The organism is Pseudomonas sp. G11 (genome assembly GCF_029457515.1).
Lineage (GTDB): Bacteria > Pseudomonadota > Gammaproteobacteria > Pseudomonadales > Pseudomonadaceae > Aquipseudomonas > Aquipseudomonas gorinensis.
Genome location: NZ_CP120377.1, coordinates 5,380,333 through 5,398,988, shown reverse-complemented (window position 1 = coordinate 5,398,988; position 18,656 = coordinate 5,380,333). Strand labels below are relative to the sequence as shown.

Annotated in this window: 20 protein-coding genes; 15 read left to right on the top strand and 5 right to left on the bottom strand. The window is 60.5% G+C overall.

Features of this window, described 5'->3' with window-relative positions:
* Nucleotides 1–24 precede the first annotated feature (24 nt).
* The 4 genes from P2T68_RS24660 (at nucleotide 25) to P2T68_RS24645 (ending at nucleotide 4,360) form a co-directional block, all read left to right on the top strand.
* Nucleotides 25–996, top strand: a complete 972-nt coding sequence (locus P2T68_RS24660; RefSeq protein WP_277378425.1) for a lactoylglutathione lyase — start codon at nucleotides 25–27, stop codon at nucleotides 994–996.
* Nucleotides 993–1,811: an enoyl-CoA hydratase/isomerase family protein gene (locus P2T68_RS24655; protein WP_014338796.1), complete on the top strand. Its 819-nt coding sequence runs from the start codon at nucleotides 993–995 to the stop codon at nucleotides 1,809–1,811. The genes P2T68_RS24660 and P2T68_RS24655 overlap by 4 nt, the downstream gene beginning before the upstream one ends.
* 32 nt (nucleotides 1,812–1,843) lie before the next feature.
* Entirely contained in the window at nucleotides 1,844–2,665 is an 822-nt protein-coding gene (locus P2T68_RS24650; protein ID WP_014338797.1) for an SDR family oxidoreductase, read from the top strand.
* 90 nt (nucleotides 2,666–2,755) lie between these two features.
* Nucleotides 2,756–4,360, top strand: coding sequence for an NAD(P)/FAD-dependent oxidoreductase (locus tag P2T68_RS24645; protein WP_014338798.1), 1,605 nt, complete (start codon nucleotides 2,756–2,758; stop codon nucleotides 4,358–4,360).
* Between the two features lie 179 nt (nucleotides 4,361–4,539).
* On the opposite strand, the gene P2T68_RS24640 is transcribed toward P2T68_RS24645, so the two are convergent.
* On the bottom strand, nucleotides 4,540–5,205 hold the full coding sequence (locus tag P2T68_RS24640) for a TetR/AcrR family transcriptional regulator (RefSeq protein WP_014338799.1): 666 nt from the start codon (nucleotides 5,203–5,205) through the stop codon (nucleotides 4,540–4,542).
* 182 nt (nucleotides 5,206–5,387) lie between these two features.
* Between P2T68_RS24640 and P2T68_RS24635 the strand changes: the two genes are divergently transcribed.
* From P2T68_RS24635 to P2T68_RS24615, 5 genes are all read left to right on the top strand, one after another.
* The gene (locus P2T68_RS24635) at nucleotides 5,388–6,665 is read left to right on the top strand and encodes a cytochrome P450 (protein WP_014338800.1); all 1,278 of its coding nucleotides are present in this window, start codon (nucleotides 5,388–5,390) and stop codon (nucleotides 6,663–6,665) included.
* A gap of 50 nt (nucleotides 6,666–6,715) precedes the next feature.
* A complete protein-coding gene (locus tag P2T68_RS24630; RefSeq protein WP_014338801.1) occupies nucleotides 6,716–7,747 on the top strand; it encodes a hypothetical protein in 1,032 nt (343 codons plus the stop codon).
* An 87-nt stretch (nucleotides 7,748–7,834) separates the two neighbouring features.
* Nucleotides 7,835–8,623: an SDR family oxidoreductase gene (locus P2T68_RS24625; RefSeq protein WP_014338802.1), complete on the top strand. Its 789-nt coding sequence runs from the start codon at nucleotides 7,835–7,837 to the stop codon at nucleotides 8,621–8,623.
* 45 nt (nucleotides 8,624–8,668) lie between these two features.
* Nucleotides 8,669–9,970: an MFS transporter gene (locus P2T68_RS24620; protein WP_014338803.1), complete on the top strand. Its 1,302-nt coding sequence runs from the start codon at nucleotides 8,669–8,671 to the stop codon at nucleotides 9,968–9,970.
* Nucleotides 9,971–9,993: 23 nt separating this feature from the next.
* Nucleotides 9,994–10,344 (top strand): nuclear transport factor 2 family protein, encoded by a 351-nt coding sequence (locus P2T68_RS24615; RefSeq protein WP_014338804.1) that lies wholly within the window; start codon nucleotides 9,994–9,996, stop codon nucleotides 10,342–10,344.
* A 56-nt stretch (nucleotides 10,345–10,400) separates the two neighbouring features.
* Here P2T68_RS24615 and P2T68_RS24610 read toward each other — a convergent pair whose 3' ends face one another.
* The 4 genes from P2T68_RS24610 to P2T68_RS24595 all read right to left on the bottom strand — a co-directional run bounded on the left by P2T68_RS24610 (nucleotide 10,401) and on the right by P2T68_RS24595 (nucleotide 14,189).
* Nucleotides 10,401–11,234 (bottom strand): oxidoreductase, encoded by an 834-nt coding sequence (locus tag P2T68_RS24610; RefSeq protein WP_014338805.1) that lies wholly within the window; start codon nucleotides 11,232–11,234, stop codon nucleotides 10,401–10,403.
* An 82-nt stretch (nucleotides 11,235–11,316) separates the two neighbouring features.
* Nucleotides 11,317–12,552: an FAD-dependent oxidoreductase gene (locus tag P2T68_RS24605; protein WP_014338806.1), complete on the bottom strand. Its 1,236-nt coding sequence runs from the start codon at nucleotides 12,550–12,552 to the stop codon at nucleotides 11,317–11,319.
* Nucleotides 12,553–12,572: 20 nt separating this feature from the next.
* Nucleotides 12,573–12,893, bottom strand: a complete 321-nt coding sequence (locus P2T68_RS24600; protein ID WP_014338807.1) for a 2Fe-2S iron-sulfur cluster-binding protein — start codon at nucleotides 12,891–12,893, stop codon at nucleotides 12,573–12,575.
* Nucleotides 12,894–12,926: 33 nt separating this feature from the next.
* Nucleotides 12,927–14,189 carry an MFS transporter gene (locus tag P2T68_RS24595; protein ID WP_014338808.1) on the bottom strand — a complete coding sequence of 421 codons (1,263 nt, stop codon included), beginning with the start codon at nucleotides 14,187–14,189 and terminating at the stop codon, nucleotides 12,927–12,929.
* A gap of 352 nt (nucleotides 14,190–14,541) precedes the next feature.
* Between P2T68_RS24595 and P2T68_RS24590 the strand changes: the two genes are divergently transcribed.
* The 6 genes from P2T68_RS24590 (at nucleotide 14,542) to P2T68_RS24565 (ending at nucleotide 18,655) form a co-directional block, all read left to right on the top strand.
* Complete coding sequence (locus P2T68_RS24590; RefSeq protein ID WP_014338809.1) at nucleotides 14,542–14,778, top strand: ferredoxin; 237 nt, start codon at nucleotides 14,542–14,544, stop codon at nucleotides 14,776–14,778.
* A gap of 51 nt (nucleotides 14,779–14,829) precedes the next feature.
* Nucleotides 14,830–15,588, top strand: coding sequence for an SDR family NAD(P)-dependent oxidoreductase (locus P2T68_RS24585; protein WP_034114552.1), 759 nt, complete (start codon nucleotides 14,830–14,832; stop codon nucleotides 15,586–15,588).
* A 61-nt stretch (nucleotides 15,589–15,649) separates the two neighbouring features.
* A complete protein-coding gene (locus P2T68_RS24580) occupies nucleotides 15,650–16,600 on the top strand; it encodes a VOC family protein (protein WP_102617435.1) in 951 nt (316 codons plus the stop codon).
* A 1-nt stretch (nucleotide 16,601) separates the two neighbouring features.
* A complete protein-coding gene (locus P2T68_RS24575) occupies nucleotides 16,602–17,486 on the top strand; it encodes a fumarylacetoacetate hydrolase family protein (RefSeq protein WP_014338812.1) in 885 nt (294 codons plus the stop codon).
* Nucleotides 17,487–17,520: 34 nt separating this feature from the next.
* A complete protein-coding gene (locus P2T68_RS24570) occupies nucleotides 17,521–17,805 on the top strand; it encodes an MFS transporter (RefSeq protein WP_014338813.1) in 285 nt (94 codons plus the stop codon).
* Nucleotides 17,806–17,869: 64 nt separating this feature from the next.
* On the top strand, nucleotides 17,870–18,655 hold the full coding sequence (locus P2T68_RS24565) for an IclR family transcriptional regulator (RefSeq protein WP_014338814.1): 786 nt from the start codon (nucleotides 17,870–17,872) through the stop codon (nucleotides 18,653–18,655).
* The last annotated feature ends 1 nt before the right edge of the window (nucleotide 18,656 follow it).

Below are 18,656 nucleotides of genomic sequence, written 5' to 3'. Positions count from 1 at the left end.
GCTGGCAATTGCAAGGAGATAAAGATGTTCGAGTTATTGATGAGTGCCGACATGATGGTTCCAGACCCGGACGGCATGACGCAAATGTTGGTCGACAAGCTCGGGATCTACAAACACGAGCGCTGGCGCCAGGCGTTCGATAATCACCCGTACATCGCGCATTTTCTGCGGGTACACAAATCCCTGGCGGTGTCGCCGACGCGCATCGAACCGCAGTGGCACCTGGATCGGCCGAACCCCGGTGACCCGCTGTTTCATGATTTCCTGGAAAGCCTCAAGGATTTCCAGGGCCACCACCGGCCCATGCTTACCCACTCCATCGTGCTGGCGCTGCATGGGGACAAGTTCGACGCGCTGGTGGACAAACTGATGCGTCGTCGCTTGCCATTCCGCATGGCGCAGCACACCCCGGAAATGCCGTTCGATCGCCTATGGCTGGGGGCGACCCCCGAGCAACCGTATTACCAACCCTCCGTGGACGGCGGCTTGTGCATTGAAATCATGCCGACCGAGCCTTTGCAGATGCCGCCGGAAACCTACCAGCTGCCACCGATGCAACCGCGCGATCTCAAGCCCGGCGACATGGTGCGCGTCACCGCCCGTGGCTTCCTGATACGCGACCTCGATGAAACCCTGCGCAAGGTATCGACCAACCTCGACTGGGAGCCGAGCGGCCCGGTAGAGACCATCGGTAGTGAAGGTTACCGCCGTGCGCGGATGGGCTTCACAGTGCCCAACAGCGCCACCCTCGATGTGCTCGAGGCTACCTACTGGAACACCGACGCCGGCCACTACGTCAATAATTGGGGCCCGGGTCCGTACTACATCCGCATCGGTGTCAACGACCTGGCCGCCAAAGCCGAGGACTTGCGAGCGCGCGGCACTCGGTTCCAGTGGATCGAATCCTCGGCGGCCGTGGGTGGCCGTGCGTTGATCAAGGTCGATCCGCAGGAACTCGATGGCCAAGTCTTCGAGTTCGAGGAGTGCTCTGCATGAGCCCGGCGCAGAACCAGCCGTCTTGCGTGCTGATCAACGATGCCGTGCGCCTGGAGCGGGAGGCCATGGTGGGCTGGGTGGTACTGACCCGGCCCCGGCAGATCAACGCCATCAACGACGACATTCGCCAGGGCGTGCCGCAAGCATTGGCGTTGTTGCAACAAGACCCGGAAATTCGTGTGATCGTGATTCGCGGGGAAGGCGAGCGAGGCTTTTGTGCGGGCGCCGATATCAAGGAACGTCGCGGTCCGGAGTCGAGCCTGCAAGTGCGCCAGCGCATGGAAAAGGTGCGCTGGATCGAAGCGCTGGATGGCATCGGCAAACCCGTGATTGCCGCCATCCATGGCTACTGCATGGGCGGTGGGCTGGAGCTGGTATTGGCGTGTGACATCCGTTTCGCCGCGCCCGATGCCGTGTTCGCCCTGCCGGAAACCGGCCTGGGCCTGATTCCCGGTGGCGGCGGCACGCAACGACTTTCCCGTGTGGTGGCGCCGGGTCAGGCATTGGACATGTTGCTTACCGGTGACCGGGTGGGTGCCGAACACGCGCAGCGCATTGGCCTGGTCAGCCGCCTGGCCAGTGACAACGCCAGCCTGCTGGACGAAGTACGGGCCTTTGCTCAGCGCATCGCCAGCAAACCACCCACCGCGTCGGCCTTTGTCAAACAGGCGGCCCGGGCGGCGCTGGACATGGATCTCAAGCGCGGCCTGGACTTGGAGCTCGATCTGTTCGCCTTGCTGGCCCCGACCAAGGATGCCCGCGAAGCGGCCCAGGCGTTCAGCGAGCGGCGCGAACCGCGCTTTACCGGCGAGTAAAGCGTCACCCAAAAAACAATAAGGAACAGGACATGAGCACAGGAAAACTGGCAGGGCGAGTGGCCATTATTACCGGTTCCGGTGGCGGCCTGGGCGCTGAGTGCGCCCGGGTACTGGCGTCGCATGGTGCAAGTATCGCAGTGGTCGATATCAACTTCGAGGGCGCGACGGCCGTTGCCGAGTCGCTGCTGGCTGCGGGTCATCAAGCCTTGGCGATCGCTACGGACGTGTCCTCGGAAGACGACGTGCGGGCGATGGTCGCCCAGGTGAAACAGCGTTTTGGCCGTGTCGACATCCTGCACAACAACGCGGCGATCCTGAATGCCGAGCAACGTCAGTTGGACCGTGACTTCGTCAACCTCGATATGCAGGCCTGGGATCGCGCCATCGCCGTCAACTTGCGGGGCGCGGTGCTGTGCACCAAGCATGTGATCCCGGTCATGCTGGAGAACGGCAAGGGCTCGATTATCTTTGCCACTTCAGGCCTGGGCATGCAGGGCGATATGTCCCTGACCGGCTACGCCACCTCCAAGGCGGGGCTGATGATGCTGCCGCGCATGGTGGCTTCGCAGTACGGCAAGCAAGGTATTCGTGGTAACGCCGTGCAGATCGGCCTGGCGCCTTCGGAGCACGCCATGCCTGAACCGGTGCTCGACATTCTGCGCGACAACCACTGCACCGCCGAGCTGGGCACACCCCGGCAGATCGCCGATGTCGTGGCATTCCTGGCCAGTGATGAATCCGCCTTTGTCACCGGCACCACACTGGTCGCCGACGGTGGTTTCAGCAGCCACACGCCATCCCTGGTGGCGATGCGCGCGCTCTTTGCGCAGATGGGCCGCACCGGCATGTAACGCTTGCCTCGGCGCCCTCTACGCAGTGCGCCGAGGCTGATCTTCGCCGCTACAGCCGCCGTGCTTGTATTTCGACATTGGAAGCCTGAAATGAACCAGAACCAAATTGAGAGAAACACTGATTTCGATGTAATCGTGGTCGGTGGGGGTACCAACGGCCTGTCAGCGGGCTGTTACTTGGGCATGGAAGGCAAAAAAGTGTTGGTCCTTGAGGCGTTGGACAAGGTTGGCGGGATGGCCTCGTCTGGCTACCTGATACCCGAAGCGCCGCAGCATCTGGTACACCCCTGTGCCTTGGACATGATGTCGATGCGTGTGCATTCCCATGTGCCGCTGGAATTGGGACTGGAGCGCCACGGCTTCAAATCGGTGGAGCTCGCGCCGGGGTATGTCTACCTCCACCCGGATGGGCAGTCGCTGATTTTCTGGCGTGACCGTGAGAAAACCGCTGCCGAGATACGCCGCTTCAGCAGCAAGGACGCCGAGGCGTTTCTTCAGTTCATGAAGGTCATCGACATGTTCCTCGATATCGCGCTGCCGATGATGCGGGTCGACCCGGCGAAAACCAACCTGGGCGTGAAGCTGAAAATGCTCGGCACCGCGCTTAAGCACAAAGCCTTGAAACCCGAGCTGATGGCGCTGATGACGGGCTCTGCGTTGCAGGCGGCCCGTGAGCGCTTCGAGCATCCGGTGACCCTTTCTGCGATGTGCGCACTCACCGGCCTGGCGGGCGATATCAGCGCCGATGGCGGTGGCATCTATTACGCCTTGCTCGGTTTCCTCCATCGTTTTGGCGTGGGCCGGGTGATGGGGGGTATGCAGCAGTTGAGCAATGCCATGCAGGCTCGATTGGAAGAGTTGGGCGGCCAGGTGCTGGTATCGGCCAGCGTCAGTGAAATCGTCGCCAGGCAAGGTCAGGTCAAAGGCGTGAAGCTGGCCGACGGTCGCGAGTTCACGGCCCGTGCAGTCATTGCCGGTTGTCATCCCAAGCCAGCGCTGGACATGGTCACCCGCGGCGAGATCCCGCAACACCTGCTGACCCGCATCGCCATGGCGCCGGCCAACGGCAAGGGCTCGGGACCGCTCAAAGTGGATGTCGCCTTGCGTGGGCAGATTTCCCTGCCACGTTTCGCTGCCGCGCGCGGCGACGGTGTGGATCTGCGCAAGACCGTGATGTTGATCGGCACCGAAGAGGCCGTGCTGGAAAACTTCGCCGCCTGCGCCCGTGGCGAGGTCCCCAAATTGCCCTATATCACCGTGGCCGCACCAAGCGCCGCGGATCCCTCCCAGGCGCCAGCCGGCCAGGATGTGTTGTACATCTACCCGCCCGTGATGCCGGTGAACCCCAACGAAGGCTGGGACGCGTTGCGTGAGCGAGTGGCCGACCAGGTGCAGGAACAGTTGTACGACTATATCGAGGGTATCGAAGGGCAAGTGATTGGCCGACGCATCGAGGCCGCCCCGGACTTTACCGAACGCCTGAACACCGTGAATGGCTGCGTGGTGCATATCGACACCACCTCGATGCGCTCGAGTACCATGCGCCCGGCATACGGCTTGGGAGGCGATACCTTGCCGGTGGCGGGATTGTATTTGGGCAGTGCCGGCATTCACCCGGGCGGCGGAGTCAATGGCATGGCCGGCCGGCTGGCGGCCAGGCGGGTGAGCAAGTACCTGAGTAAAAAAGGCAACTGAACCGTCGACAGATAAACCTGTGGGAGCGAGCCTGCTCGCGAAGGTGGTGTGTCAGGCGGCGATGATGGTGCAAGTGCTTGCCCCTTCGCGAGCAGGCTCGCTCCCACAAAGAGATCATGTTCAGGTAACGCGGGTAAACCTGTGGGAGCGAGCCTGCTCGCGAAAACGCGCCGACAGCCTTAAACGCTGTCGGCGTTCTTTTCTGCCCCCAGTGAAATACTCGCCAGGACAAAGTCCGCCGAGTACTGACGCCAGATGGCCATGCCTTGGGCCGAGTCGGTGTCCAACCCGGCGAGTGCCGACATCGAATAGCGGTTGGTGAACCAGCCAGTGGTCACCAAAGATGCACTGGCCAGCAAAAGGCGCGGGTTGATACCCCCACGGAAATCACCATTGGCAGCGCCGCGCAGCAGAATCGCGTCGAGTTTGGCGATCAGTTTCGGCGCCATTTCCAGGAAATGGTTACGGGGTGTTTCGTGGGTATCGTGGTAGCGGATGCCCTCCAGCGCCAGGCTGCCAAGGAAGGGGTCCAGGCGGTACTGATCGAAGAAATGGTTGAGCACGACGCGCATCGCTTCCGGTGGTGGAAGCGCTTCGACATTGAGGTTGACCAGCTCGGACATGATGTTGTCCGAAGACTCATCCAGTACCGCTACAAACAGCCCTTCCTTGGACTTGTAGTAGTGGTAGACCAACTGCTTGGTGACGCCCGCATCCCGGGCAATTTCTTCCACTCGCGCACCGGCCAGGCCCTTTTTGGCGAACTCCATGCGCGCAGCAGCGAGCAGGCGATTCATCGTATTGCGCTTGCCCTGTTCGCCACCTTCTCCTGCCTTCACCGCCACCTCGTACTCCTCATGCCTGCATGGGGCAGGCTATTGATACTTTGAAGCATTTTCCCGTGGGCCTTCGTTTGACCCTAAGTCAAACGAAGCCGGCCACCGGTATGGATGCAAGCGCATACCATAGGTTAGCAGCCGGGCAATCTTGGTGTGCAAGAGCCATAAAAACAAGACGGGAGACCCTGATGAACAACGACAGCGCGGCACTGGACCTGGCAACCGCTTATTCTGCCGTATCGCAAATGTACCGCGGCACCGACCTGGATATTCACGCGGTGTGCCGCGAGCAACGGCTGAAATCGCCCATCTATGAAGGCGACTTCATCACCCAGTTCGGCGTTCCGACCAATGCCGGGACCCAGCAGGGCACTCGCCCGACCTTCGCCTTGTTCAAGTACCAGGATGTGATGACCGTCCTGCGCGACGGTGCGACCTACACCAGTGGATTCATTGCCGAAGGTCTGGGCGCGTTCTTCGATGGCCTGATCATTCTTGCCATGGACGGTGACGAACACCGCAAGGTCCGCGCCTTGCTGCAACCGGCATTCATGCCGGAGACCGTGAACAAATGGCGCCCGCAGATCGATCAAGTGATTCGCGAAGAATACATCCGGCCGATGCTGCCAGCGAAGAAGGCCGACTTGATGAAGTTCGGCCTCGAACTGCCGATTCGCATCATGTACGCCTTGATGGGCTTCCCTTCGGATGACCCCTCCAAGTACAAGCAATACGCCGCCTGGGCCTTGGCCATTGTCGGCGGCAACCAGATTGACCCGAGCAAAATGGCTGAAGCGCGCCGCCAGGCCGGCATCGCCGTCAAAGGGCTGTACGACGCGCTGGCCGAGGTCGTGGTGCAACGCCGTGCCGAGGGTAGCCAGGGCGATGATGTGATCGGGCGTTTGCTGCGTGCCGAATACGAAGGGCGCACGCTGGATGACCATGAAGTGATCACCTTCACCCGCTCGTTGTTGCCGGCCGCTGGCGAAACCACCACGCGCATGTTCGGCTCGGTGATGACCTTGCTACTGACCACGCCCGGCCTGCTGGAGCGCGTCAAGGCCGACCGCTCGCTGATCGGTAAACTGATGGACGAAACCACCCGCTTCGAGCCGGTCGCCACCTTCAAGGTGCGTGAAACCGCCAAAGAAGTGGAGTTTCACGGCGTGAAGATTCCCAAGGGTTCGTTTGTCCAGTGCATGGTGGTGTCCGCCAACCGCGACGAAGACGCTTTTGAAAACCCCGATGTATTCGACATCGATCGCAAGCCAAAACCCTCCTTTGGTTTTGGCTTTGGCCCGCACATGTGCATCGGTCAATTCGTAGCCAAGGTGGAAATCAGCTGCGCGGTCAACGCGATCCTCGATCTATTCCCCAATTTGCGCCTCGACCCGAGCGAGCCTGTCCCGCAGATCGGCGGGGCGCAACTGCGCGGCGTGTCCAAGCTTCCGGTGATCTGGGACTAACCACGCCTAAGAGCCATCTCCAGGCCTCAACAAAAACAACAGAGGGCATTATGAGAACGTTCAAGACCATTCCGGAACGCGGTGATTTTGGCTTTCAACAACTGGTCGGGCCGCACAAGGTCACGGGGGCTTCGATGTCCGCCGAACGCGGTTTCTTCGGGCTGCACCTGAGCAAGAGTTCCCCGTTCGGGTCGGTGCGCGATGAACAAGGCAACATCTATTCATTCGTGCGTTCGCTGATGGCGCCCAATGGCACCCCGAACCCGACCAAGTTCTTCTACCTGAACAACCACGTCGACAACGTCAACCTGCGCATGGACCACGAAAAAATGGCCCGGCAGGCCCTGACGCCGTTGCCCGTGCACAGCCTGGAAGGCGATGTCGCACGCTGGGCCAGCCAACCGGGTGAGCCCGGTAATGGTTGGGAAATCACGGCCAGCAGCGAGCGCCTGACCTGGAAGGAAGAAGGCCTGTTTCACCTGGAAGGGCGTCTGCTCGGCCCGGGACTGCAGTGGTACTTGCCGGGTGTGGACTGGGGCACCTTCTACGTTTCGCAGTTGTGGGACATCGCCGGTGTCTGCGAGGGGCGGGCGGTGAAAGGTGCCATGGCGCTGGACCAGTTCTACATGGCCGAAGGCGGCGCTATTCACTTCAAGAAAGACCTGGTGGTGAACAACAACAAGCACGTGATCTGGTGGTCCTTTGTCACCGTTTACAAAGACGGCAGCTGGGACACCGGTTCCTTCATGGTCGGTCACGACCACTTGGGCTACGCCATTTTCAACAATGAAAAGGGCGAGGTACGGGTCACCACCGATATCGAAGGGCAAACCGTGCACAAGGACGGCAGTTACTTCCTGAAGTCGGCCAAAATTGTCCTGGAAGGCCAGGAAGAGTGGGAGTTCCTGCCCGACGAGAAGGGGGAGATGATCGACTTCGTCGGTGGCTTCCCGATCACGGCGCAGCAGGAAGGACGCTGGCGTCGGGTGGGCGATACCCGTGAGCCTTCGCACTGGCTGGGCTGGGGCGAATCGGACCGACGTAACGGCTCGGCCCGTAACGTTCCAGGCAAGGACCTGTAGTCGGTCGGGTGCGCCGGGTTGCGATGGGTTACCCGGCGCGCGCGCTGCGTCAAAAGCCTCTTCTAATAACAACAATGAGGAACCGCAATGAAATTCCGTGACAAAGTCGTGCTGGTCACCGGTGCCGGTCGAGGCATGGGCCGTGCCATTGCCCTGGCCTATGCCCGCGAGGGCGCCAAGGTGGTCGTATCGGCACGCACCGCTCGATACGGCGAAGAAACGATCAGCCAGATCAAGGCCCTGGGCGGTGAGGCCTGTCTGGTCGGTGGCGACATCGCCGACCGCGAGGCGATCAAGTCGATGGTGGAAGGTGGCGTGGAGCGTTTTGGCGGCCTGGATATCGTGGTGCATTGCGCGGCCGATACGAGCCACGGATTGATCGCCGACATGGCCGATGACACCTTCGATCACATCGTGCGCAGCAACATCCAGTCGTTGTTCTGGCTGGCCAAGGACAGCGCCTTTTACCTGTCCCGGGCGGTCGATAAAGGCCGGTTGATATTCATCTCCTCCGGCGAAGCCAACCGCAAATATACGCCTCGACTGATTGCCTATAGCTCCAGCAAAGCCTTTATGAACGCCTTCGCTCGTGGCTTGGCGGTGGAGTTCGGCGCCATGAATATTCTGGTCAATGTTGTCGAGCCCGGGCTGATCGGCACTGACCATATGCTGGAAACCCTGGGCAATGAACTGCCGCATAAACTCGCGGCACATTTTCCCGTGGGGCGTTTGGGTGAGTCCGCCGACATTGCCAATGCCGTACTGTTTCTGACCTCCAACGAGGCCTCCTACATCACTGGCACCTCGCTGCTGGTGGATGGAGGCGCCACCATGGTCGCGCTGCCCAAAGTCGAAGAAATCCTCAAGGGCCACTAATCATGTCGCGCGTCCGCAATGGCGGGCCGCGCTGGGAGTCAGGTCATGACTACAAATACACGCAACAGCACCACCTCGGCCCACGCCGGCAATGATTTCTCCGAGTTCAAGCGTGGCTGGCACATTGTCCTGCTGGGGTTGTTTGGCATCTGCACGAGCATTTCCGCTGCGTTGCTGTATTCCTTCGGCACCCTGGTGATTCCGCTGGAGCAGGCGTTCGGCTGGAGTCGTGGCGACTTGCAGGCCTCGATCACCTTTCTGTTTGCTGGTGTGGCGATTTCCACGCAGTTGGTGGGTGGGTTGTATCGCCGTTACGGATTGCGCCGAGTGGCGATTGTTTCGATGGTGCTGCAGATCGTCGGTTACCTGGCCATCACCCGGATCCAGGGCTCGATTGGCTGGTTGTACCTGGCATTCTTCATCATGCCGATCATCTGCGCCGGCACCATTGCGATTACCTGGACACAACTGGTCAACCTGTGGTTCGAGCGTAATCGTGGGTTGGCGCTGGCCGTGATCCTGTGTGGCACCGGCTTGATGGCGATGATTCTGCCGCCGCTGTTGTCGCGGTTGATTGCCGCCTACGGCTGGCAGGCCGGGTTCATTGCGTTGGCGGCGATGCCGATGCTGTTTACCCTGCCTTTGTCATTGATGTGGTTACGCATGCCGGCACCGCTCGCCAGTGCTGATGCCACGCCTCAGAAAGCGCTTGCGCAACTGACTGGCATGTCGTTCAGACAAGCCTTGCGCTCAGGGATGTACTGGGGCTTCAACGTCGCGTTGATATTGTCGGTGTCGTTGACCGTCGGCATGGTCACCAACCTCGTGCCGATGCTGCAAAGCAAGGGCTTGAGCCCCCAGCAGGCCAGTCAGATTTTCAGCAGCTTTGGTATTTCCATCATCGGCGGACGTTTGTTGGTGGGCTATCTGCTGGATCGCTATTCACCTTCGGTGGTCGCGGCCGTGAGCCTGGCGCTACCGGCGCTGGGTTGTGCGATCTTCCTCTTGGGCGGGGCGCAGAACACCTCGTTGCTGGTCCTTGCCACCCTGTGCATTGGCGCCAGTGCCGGGGCTGAATTCGATCTGGCGGCCTTCCTGATGGCCCGCTATTTCGGCCTGAAGGACTACGCGCGAATCTTTGGTTTGCACCTGTGCCTGATTACCATCGTCTCCGGGCTGGTGCCCATGCTGTTCGGTCATCTTTATGACGTGTACGGCAGTTATTCGGCGGTGCTGGTGTGCTGTTTCTGTTGCGCCATCATCGGTCCGATCATTCTGTTGTGGTTGAAGATGGAGCCGGCATTCCTGGCCCGTCAACAAAACCCGCAGCAAGGACAACACGCCTGACCCCACCTGAGGATGAACCTGATATGAGCATGGACAAACAAGCAATCGAGCACTTCCTGCACGGCCAGATCGACTGCTGGAATAAAGGCGACAAAGAGGGTTTTTTCGCCCATTACCGCAGCGTCTCGGCCAATGGCTTGAGTATCGAATATGTCGGCAAACCCCTGCATGATGCCTGGCAGGTGTTGGAAGGCATGTGGGCGCTACAGCAGCCGAAGATTCGCGTGGAGGTGCGCCAGTGCATCGTCAATGGCAATGAGGCGGCCTGTCATCACCTGAACGCCTTTCGCGAGCAGCAAGGTGGCATCGAGACGATCGAGTTGTACCGATTCGAAGACGGCAAGTTGTCTGTGCGTTATTTCATCAACCAGTAACCGTGGACGCCCTGGTGCGTGCAGCTTTTGTCAAGAAAGGCTATGCGCACCTGCGGTTATTCGCCATCGGTGGAGCAGGTCAGCGGCCGCCACTGCTCGATTTGCGCGAGCATCTTGTCGAGCTTGTCGCGGACTTGCTGATAAGCGTCGGAGCCTGCCAGGTAACGCAACGGTGGCTGCGCACTGTTGGCCAGCTGTACCAGCGCGCTGCCCAGTTTCGTCGGGCTGCCGGTTTGCCGGTGGTTGTAGGCGGCCGAAGCGCTTTTGACCTTGGCGGTGAATGTTGCGTAATCCTCTAGCCCACCTGCACCGAAGACCGCTGAACTGGCGTCGAGAAAGTCGGTACGGAAAACGCCGGGTTCCACCAGCGTGACCTTGATACCGAACGGCGCCACCTCCAGGGCCAGTGATTCGGAAAAACCTTCCACGGCAAATTTCGACGCGCAATACAGCGCCGCACCGCCCATGCCCACCAGGCCGCCCATCGAGGACAGATTGAATATATGGCCGCTGCGTTGCTGGCGCATGATGGGTAAGACGGCACGGCAGACGTTGAACACACCAAACACGTTGGTCGCGAACTGCTTGTCGGCGTCGCTGGCGAAATTGTCTTCAAAGGGCCCCAGTTGCCCGTAGCCGGCATTGTTGACCAGCACATCAATTCGGCCAAAACGCGCAACGGCCTTCTCTGCGGCGGCAAGCGCCTGGGCTTCATCGGTCACATCCAGGGCCACTGCCAGCACGCGCTCGCCATACTCGGCGAAGACATTTTCCAGCGCGTCGGTGCGCCTGCCGCTGACCACCACACGGTCGCCGTCGGTCAGCGCGGCCTTGGCAATGGCGGCACCCAGGCCTCGGGCCGCACCGGTAATAAACCAGACTTTGTTCATCGCATCGCTCCAGGCATTGTGCAAAAAAAAGCCGCGTCAGCTTTGGGGCGGGCGCGGCTGCGGGTTTACAGGTCCGCAGTGCTCAGTCGCGATTGGCCACTTCCCAGGCCTTCAGGTCGAAACCGTCAGCGGCGGCTTCGACAGCCGTCAGCTTGGGCGCGCGGGCGAGGATCTTGCGCGCGGCCATGTGATCACCCATGCGGTTGCAAGACTCCACGGCCACCAGGCGGTCATTGCGGAAACACAGCACAGAAACTTGTTTCTCGTCGACGGAGCCGAGGACAACGGTGCTGTCGTAGCCATTGGAGAGCCCGGCAATCTGCAGCTTCAAGTCCCCCTGATCGGTCCAGAACCAGGGCAGGGCGCTGTAAGGCGCCGGCTTGCCCATCAAGCGCGCGACGACCGCGCGGGCCTGGTCGACGGCGTTCTGCACCGACTCGAGGCGGGTATGTTGTTCATCGTTCTGCTGGCAAGGGAAACTGGCGACGTCGCCCACCGCGGAGATTCGCGGGTCAGAAGTCAGGAGGCTGGCGTCTACCTTGATGCCGTTCTCGATGTCCAGGCCTGCTTCGGTCGCCAGTTGCGCGTTGGGGATCACGCCGATACCAAAGACCACCAGGTCAGCGGGCAGGACACGTCCGTCACCGGTTTGCACCGCGCACACCTTGCCGTTGTCGCCATCGATGCGGCTCAAGCCCTGGCGGAAGTCAAAATGCACGCCCCAGGCTTCATGGGCCTGGCGAAACACTGCAGACATCTCCCGCGACACGGCACGGGCCATGGGGCGCTCACCCAGCTCCAACACGTGCACGCTGGCGCCCAAGGCAGCGGCCACTGCCGCGAACTCCAGGCCGATAAACCCGGCCCCAATCACCACCACGTTGCGCGCTGCTTTCGCGAGCGGCGCCAGGGCATCGGCATCGGCTTTGGTCTTGATACCGAACACTTGCGCCAACTCTGCGCCGGGAACCGGCAGGGGACGGTTGTGCGCACCGGTGGCCAACACCAGATGGTCATAACTGACAGCCGCACCCGAGGCCAGGATCACCCGTTGGTTCTGGCGGTCAATGGCGCTGACCTGGTCATGTAGCAGTTCAATACGCTGGGTGGCGTAAAAGTCCGCCGGGCGAAACAGCAGATTGGTCGCCTGGATTTTGCCGAGCAGATAGGCCTTGGACAGCGGCGGTCGCTGATAGGGCAGGCCTGGTTCATCGCCGATCAGGGTAATGCGCCCGTCATAGCCTTCCTGACGCAGGGAGGCAGCGACCTGAAAGCCGGCCTGGCCGGCACCGACGATAACGACTGAGGCGAGGGTCATGAGAGCTCCTTCAAGTGCATTCAGAATTGCGACGACGGCAGGTGCAGCACCATGCCGTCCATTTCTTGGCTGATGATCAACTGGCAGCTCAAGCGGCTGTTGTCGCGGCGTTCGAAGGCGTACTCGAGCATGTCGCTTTCCATGCCTTGCGGTGCTTGCACCTTGCCCAGCCAGGCCTCGTCCACGTAGGTATGGCAAGTAGCGCAACTGCAGGCGCCACCGCAGTCGGCGGAAATACCGGGCACCGAGGCGAAGGTCGCGGCTTGCATCACCGATTGGCCGATGTCGCCCTTGACCTGATGGGTGGTGCCGTTGTGTTCGATAAACGTCAATGTGGGCATGTTCTGCTCCGGTTCTTGTTGTGGGGGGAGGGCTCAGGATTGGCTGGGAAGTGGTTGCGCATTGAAGCGTGGTACGCGTCCCAGGGTCAGTAAAAGCAGCGGACCGACCAGGCAACAGGCGGCGCTGTACACCAGCATTGCCGTGTACGAACCAGTACGTGCCAGCAGGTAGGCGAAAAGCAATGGCGCCAGCGCCGAAGCCACGGTATTCAAGCCCTGATGGACGCCAAACAGACGACCGTACTCGCGCAGGCCGAAGTAGCGGGCAATCAAAAAGGCGGCAATATCGAATTCTGCCCCGGCGCCAAAGCCGATCAGTACGGCAGCCAGCATCAGCGGCGCAAATTCAGCGGTGGGGCTCAGGTAGATAAAACAACCGACGGCGGGCAACACCAGGCTGAGCGCGGACACCGCCGGTGGCCACAGGCGATCGAGCAGATAGCCGATCAACATCCGGCCGAAGATCAGCGAAATACCAAAACCGCTGAAAATGGTGGCGGCATCCGCAGCGGACAACCCCCTGGATTGCAGCATGGGCACGGTGCTCGTGACCATGCCAACGATCGAAGAAATCACCAGGCTGAGCGCCAGGTTGCAGGTCCAGAACTTCAGCGAGCCCATACCCTCACGAAAGCCCATGCCGGGCAATCGCTCCAGTGCATGGCCGTCGTCTTGGCTACCCGCCGCAGCGGGCAGCTTGAACCACAGCAGAATCAGAGGCAACAAAACCAGCAGGTTGAGCAGGGCGAGAATCACGAAGGCCGCGCGCCAGTCCCATTGTTCGATCCCCCATGCCATCAACCGGGGAATAGTGGCGGCGGTGAGACCGGTGCCGGACAGGCCGATGGCCAATGCCAGGCCGCGATTGCGGTCAAACCAAAGGCTCAACAGTTGTGTCCAGGTCACCGCCAGTGCGCCCATGCCCACGATCGGCAGCACTGCAAAGGCGATGTACATCGACCAGATCGATTGGGTCAGTTGGGTTGTCGCCAGGTAGCCGAGTGACAACAACAGCAGGGAAATGACCGTGACGCGCTTCATGCCATAGCGCAGGTTGAACCAACCCACCAGTTGCAGTGACACCACGGCGCCGCCAAACAGAAAGGTGATGCAGGCCTGCAGCTCGCTTCTGCTCCAGCCAAAGGCATCGCCGAGCGGCACGACCAATGTGCCGAAGCCATAGAGCAGGGCGGCATTGATGCTGATGGCAACACCGGCGACGGACAAAATGAGAATTTTCCAGCTCTGTCGAAATTCGCGCGGATCGATTGCGGCTTGGTTTGTAGACGGGTGCATGGGGTTGGCTTCCTTATAGGTTTTGTTGAGCCAAGCATTGCTACAAGGGGGAAATGAATCCACCCTCAGCAGATTCTTTGAACAGAATCTGGTTTTTTATTCAGAATAAAATCAAAAATTCCGCTTTGTCCAGCCCAACCATCTGACTTATAGACAAACGAATTCCCTGCGTGGGGGCCTCCTTCGGACCAATCTGGGCCTCTGGGAGCGAGCAAGTTCGCCCACATGGATCTTTGTCTGGCACGGCGATCGTCCCAGGTGACTGCCAGCATAGCCGTGCCAAATATTAATTGCACATAAAATAAAATAGTGTTCATAATTTGCCGAGGCTGAACCTGATAAGGAGAAAAAAATGAGTTCAGAAAAAGCGCAATTCAAAGCCGTGGTAGACCGTAGCCGCTGCTGTGGTTATGGTTTATGTGCCGCGATTTGCCCCAGCCTGTACAAGCTCGATGCCGATGGCCTGGTGTATTTCGACGACGCCCATATCCCCCCGGAGTTGGAGGAGGAGGCCCGTGAGGGCGCTGCCGCCTGTCCCGCCGAGGCGATCTGGCTTGAACCCATCACCTCGGAAAACGAAGCCGTTTGACGGCATGAACGTTTGCCGCAATGTGATAACCACAGAGGTGAGGGTGTGCTGATGGGACGTTTACAAGACAAAGTGGCGTTGATCACCGGTACCGGTGGTGGCCAGGGCCGGGCGGCGGCGCTGCGTTTTGCCCGCGAAGGCGCAATCGTGGTTGGTTGCGACGTGGTTGCCGAAGGTCATGAGGAGACGGCGGCCTTGCTGCGGGCCGAGGGCCATACCCTGTATGGCTCGGCGCCTGTGGACCTGGGCGATCATGAACAGGCCCAGGCCTGGATCGATGCCGCCGTCGCCGAACATGGGCGCATCGACATTCTCTACAACAATGCTTCCGCCGCTCGTTTCGGACTGGTCAGCGAACTGTCGATCGAGGATTGGCAGTACACCATGCGCAATGAAATCGACCTGCTGTTCTATACCACAAAGTATGCCTGGCCCCACCTGGCCGAGCAGCGCGGGGTGATCATCAACGTATCGTCCACCGCAGCCTGGGGCGGCTCGAAAGTCGCCGGCATCAGCGCCCACTCGGCAGCAAAGGGGGCCGTGGTGTCGTTCACTCGCCAGCTGGCGGTGGAGGGCGCCCCGTTCGGCATCCGTGCGGTCAGCTTGAGTCCGGGATTTGTCGCCACCCCGGGTACCCGGCCGTTTCTGGAAGACCCGAAGATTCGCGCCATGCTGCTGGACGGCGTATTGATGGATCGCCCCGGCGAGCCTGAGGAAGTGGTGGCCATGGCGGTATTTGTCGCTTCGGATGAGGCCTCATTCATCACCGGTTCAGACTTCGTCATCGACGGTGGGTTGCTGGCTGTCTAGCGCGGCGTCAGGGCGGGTGCCGCAGGCACCTTTCATCTCGAACAATAAAAAGGTGAATAACGTGGACATCATCGGTATCGGTTACATGGGCTTCGAAACCCCCAATCTCGAGGCGTGGCGTGAGTACGGCCCGCAGGTAATGGGCTTTGGTATCGGCAAGAATCCCGAGAGTGACCCGGAGTCGCTGTACTTCAAAATCGACGATCGACGCCATCGCTTCGCTTTTCATCCAGGCAAGGTAGACCGAATTGCCTACATCGGCTGGGAAGCGGTGGGGCGCATGGCGTTCGAAGAGGGCATCAGGAAGCTGGCGGCGGCGAATGTCGACTACAGCCGTGGCGACGCCCAATTGTGTGAAAAGCGCGGTGTGCGCGAATTGGTGCGCTTCCGCGACCCCGTGGGGTATCAGCACGAACTGTTTTACGGGCAGAAATGGCTGCCGCGCTCGTTCCAGCCAGGGCGTCCCCACAGTGGTTTCCTGGCTGACGAACGGGGCGCGGGCCATGTGGTGCTGATCACCCCGGACTACACCCCGGAACTGGAAGACTTTCTGCTCAACGTGATGGGCTTCAGTTGGTATGGCGCGGGTGCGGGCAAAGGGCGAACCGGTTTCTTCCGCTCCAAACTCAACCATCACACCAGCCATGATATTGCCTATGGCCATGGGCCGGGACGCATGGGGGTGCAGCATGTCGGGCTGTTCGTGCGCAATGTGCGGGATGTCGGGGAAACCTACGACATCGTGCGCCAGCGTGGGCTGCCGATGATGATGACCCTCGGCCAACATGCCCAGGACCCGCACCTGTCGTTCTACCATTTCAATCCGTCCGGTTTTGCCTTCGAGACCATTGCTGAAATCGAGCCATGGCAAGGCGATCCCTATGAGTTGAACCCGGAAAAACTCAGCCTGTGGGGCCACGAAATGGTTGGCCCGATTCTCGGTCCCAGCGTCAAGACGCCGGAAGAAGTGCTCGATGCCGAGTACCTGACGACGTACCTGGCCAAGCGCTGATATGCGTCTGGCGCGGGTCGAAGTCGCTGGGCAGGCGTTCTGGGCACTGTTGGATGGGCAAACCGAGCATTTGCGGCGGATTAACGCGCCGTTTTCCCACTGGGTCGGGCTGTGCGCGGATCTTGCGATAGACGCCCTGGACCTGGCAGGCCAATGGTTGCCGTTGTCAGCCGCGCGCCTGCTCGCGCCCTTGGAGCCGGGCAGCCGCGTCTTTGGTGTGGGCCTCAACTACCTCAGTCATCTCAAGCGCCTGGGCAGTGATGCGCCGGCGCACCCGCTGGCCTACATGAAGCCTGGGTCGGCGCTGGTCGGTGCCGATGACGATATCGACTACTCACCCTTAACCGCCCAACTTGACTATGAGGTCGAACTGGTCGCCGTGGTGGGCCGACCGTTGCTGGATGAACCCCATGCCAGCGATTGCCTGCTGGGGTACACGGTGGGCAATGACATCAGTGCTCGGGATGCCGGCAAGCAGATTGGTCGCCTGGACCTGTTGACGCAGAAAGCCATGGATCGCACCACGCCGGTAGGTCCCTGGATCGTGACCACGGACGAAGTGGCCGTCAGGGGGCAACCGGCTCTGGAGATGCGCCTGAGCGTCAACGATGAGTTGCGCCAGCAGGACAATACCCGGCAGATGATTTTTCCCTTGGACGAGTTGCTCAATTATTTGGATGCGCGCATCAGCCTGCGCCCGGGTGACCTGGTGTTTACCGGTTCCACCCACGGCGTGGGGCTGGAAAGCGGGCGCTTTTTGCGCCCGGGTGACCGCGTCGAGGCCGAAATCGAAGGCATCGGCCGACTGCGCAATACCATTGCTGCGCCACGCCCGCTCAGCCCCGCCCGTGCGGTCGGGCGACTGGGCCTGCCGCTGGATAAGTGAAAGATCCTGTACCAAGTGACGGCGCCAGAGCGCGATGAATTTGATCGCCGTGTACGCTGTAGGTAAGGCGCGACGGCGCAACGGTGCGCAAAACTGGTGCCTTTACCGCGACATGGCGGACCCGCAACTCTACAGTGAGCGCTTTATTGTCGAGTCCTGGCTGGAGTATCTGCGCCAGCAGATGCGGGTGACCCAGGCTGACCATGCCCAGGAGTGTCTCATTGAGCGTTTTCGTCGAGAGAACCTGCAAACCCGCCGGCTGATTTACCAGCCGTTAGAGAAATACTCCGTCTCAAGTGTTCGACTAATTCCCAGATAAAACTTTCACGTTGTCGTTCATTCTCAGGCTAGAATGCCGGCACTTTAAAGTGACGGGATCGGGCATGGAATTCACTGACGTCAATGACAGCACCAAATCGGCCGGCGTAACCCTCGTCAAGCCCGTTTCCAACGCCATTCGCATCCTGCGCTACCTCAGTCAGGTGGGCACACCGGAACGTTCGGTGGATATCGCCCGGCAACTGAAGATCAATCCCAGCACCTGCTTCAATATCCTGCGCACCCTGGTCCAGGAGGAAGTGGTTGATTTCAGTCCCATGTCCAAGCGTTACTCCGTGGGCCTGGGGCTGGCGCGTTTAGTCGAGCAATTGGTCACCCAGGGCCACCGCGTACAGATGGCCAAACCCCTGTTGCAGAACCTGGCTGCACGCCTGCGAGTGACCATCACCCTGTGGCGCAAGATGAGCCCTGATCGCATCGTCATTGTCAGCTCCGCGGCCAGCCCGACCGATGTGCGCATCGACATGGCCGAAGGTCAGCGCCTGCCGATTCTGATGGGTGCCAGTGGCCGTCTGTTCGCCACGCAGATCGACCTTGACGACCCCGAGGTACAAAGCAGTTTCGAGACCATCCGCTGGGCTCAACCGCTGTCGCTGGAGGTTTACCGCAAGGAAGTGAGACAAGCTGCCGAGCGTGGTTGGGCGGTGGATGATGGCCATTTCTCGGGGGGGATTCTTGCCATTGCGGCGCCGGTCTACTCACCGACCAACAGCATCGACTTCACCGTTTCAGCGGTGATGTTCCGTGGACAACGGGATGAAGCGGGCCTTGCCGAACTGGGCAAGGCGCTGATCGAGTTCTGTAACGAAGTGGCTGGCGTTCTCTACTGAG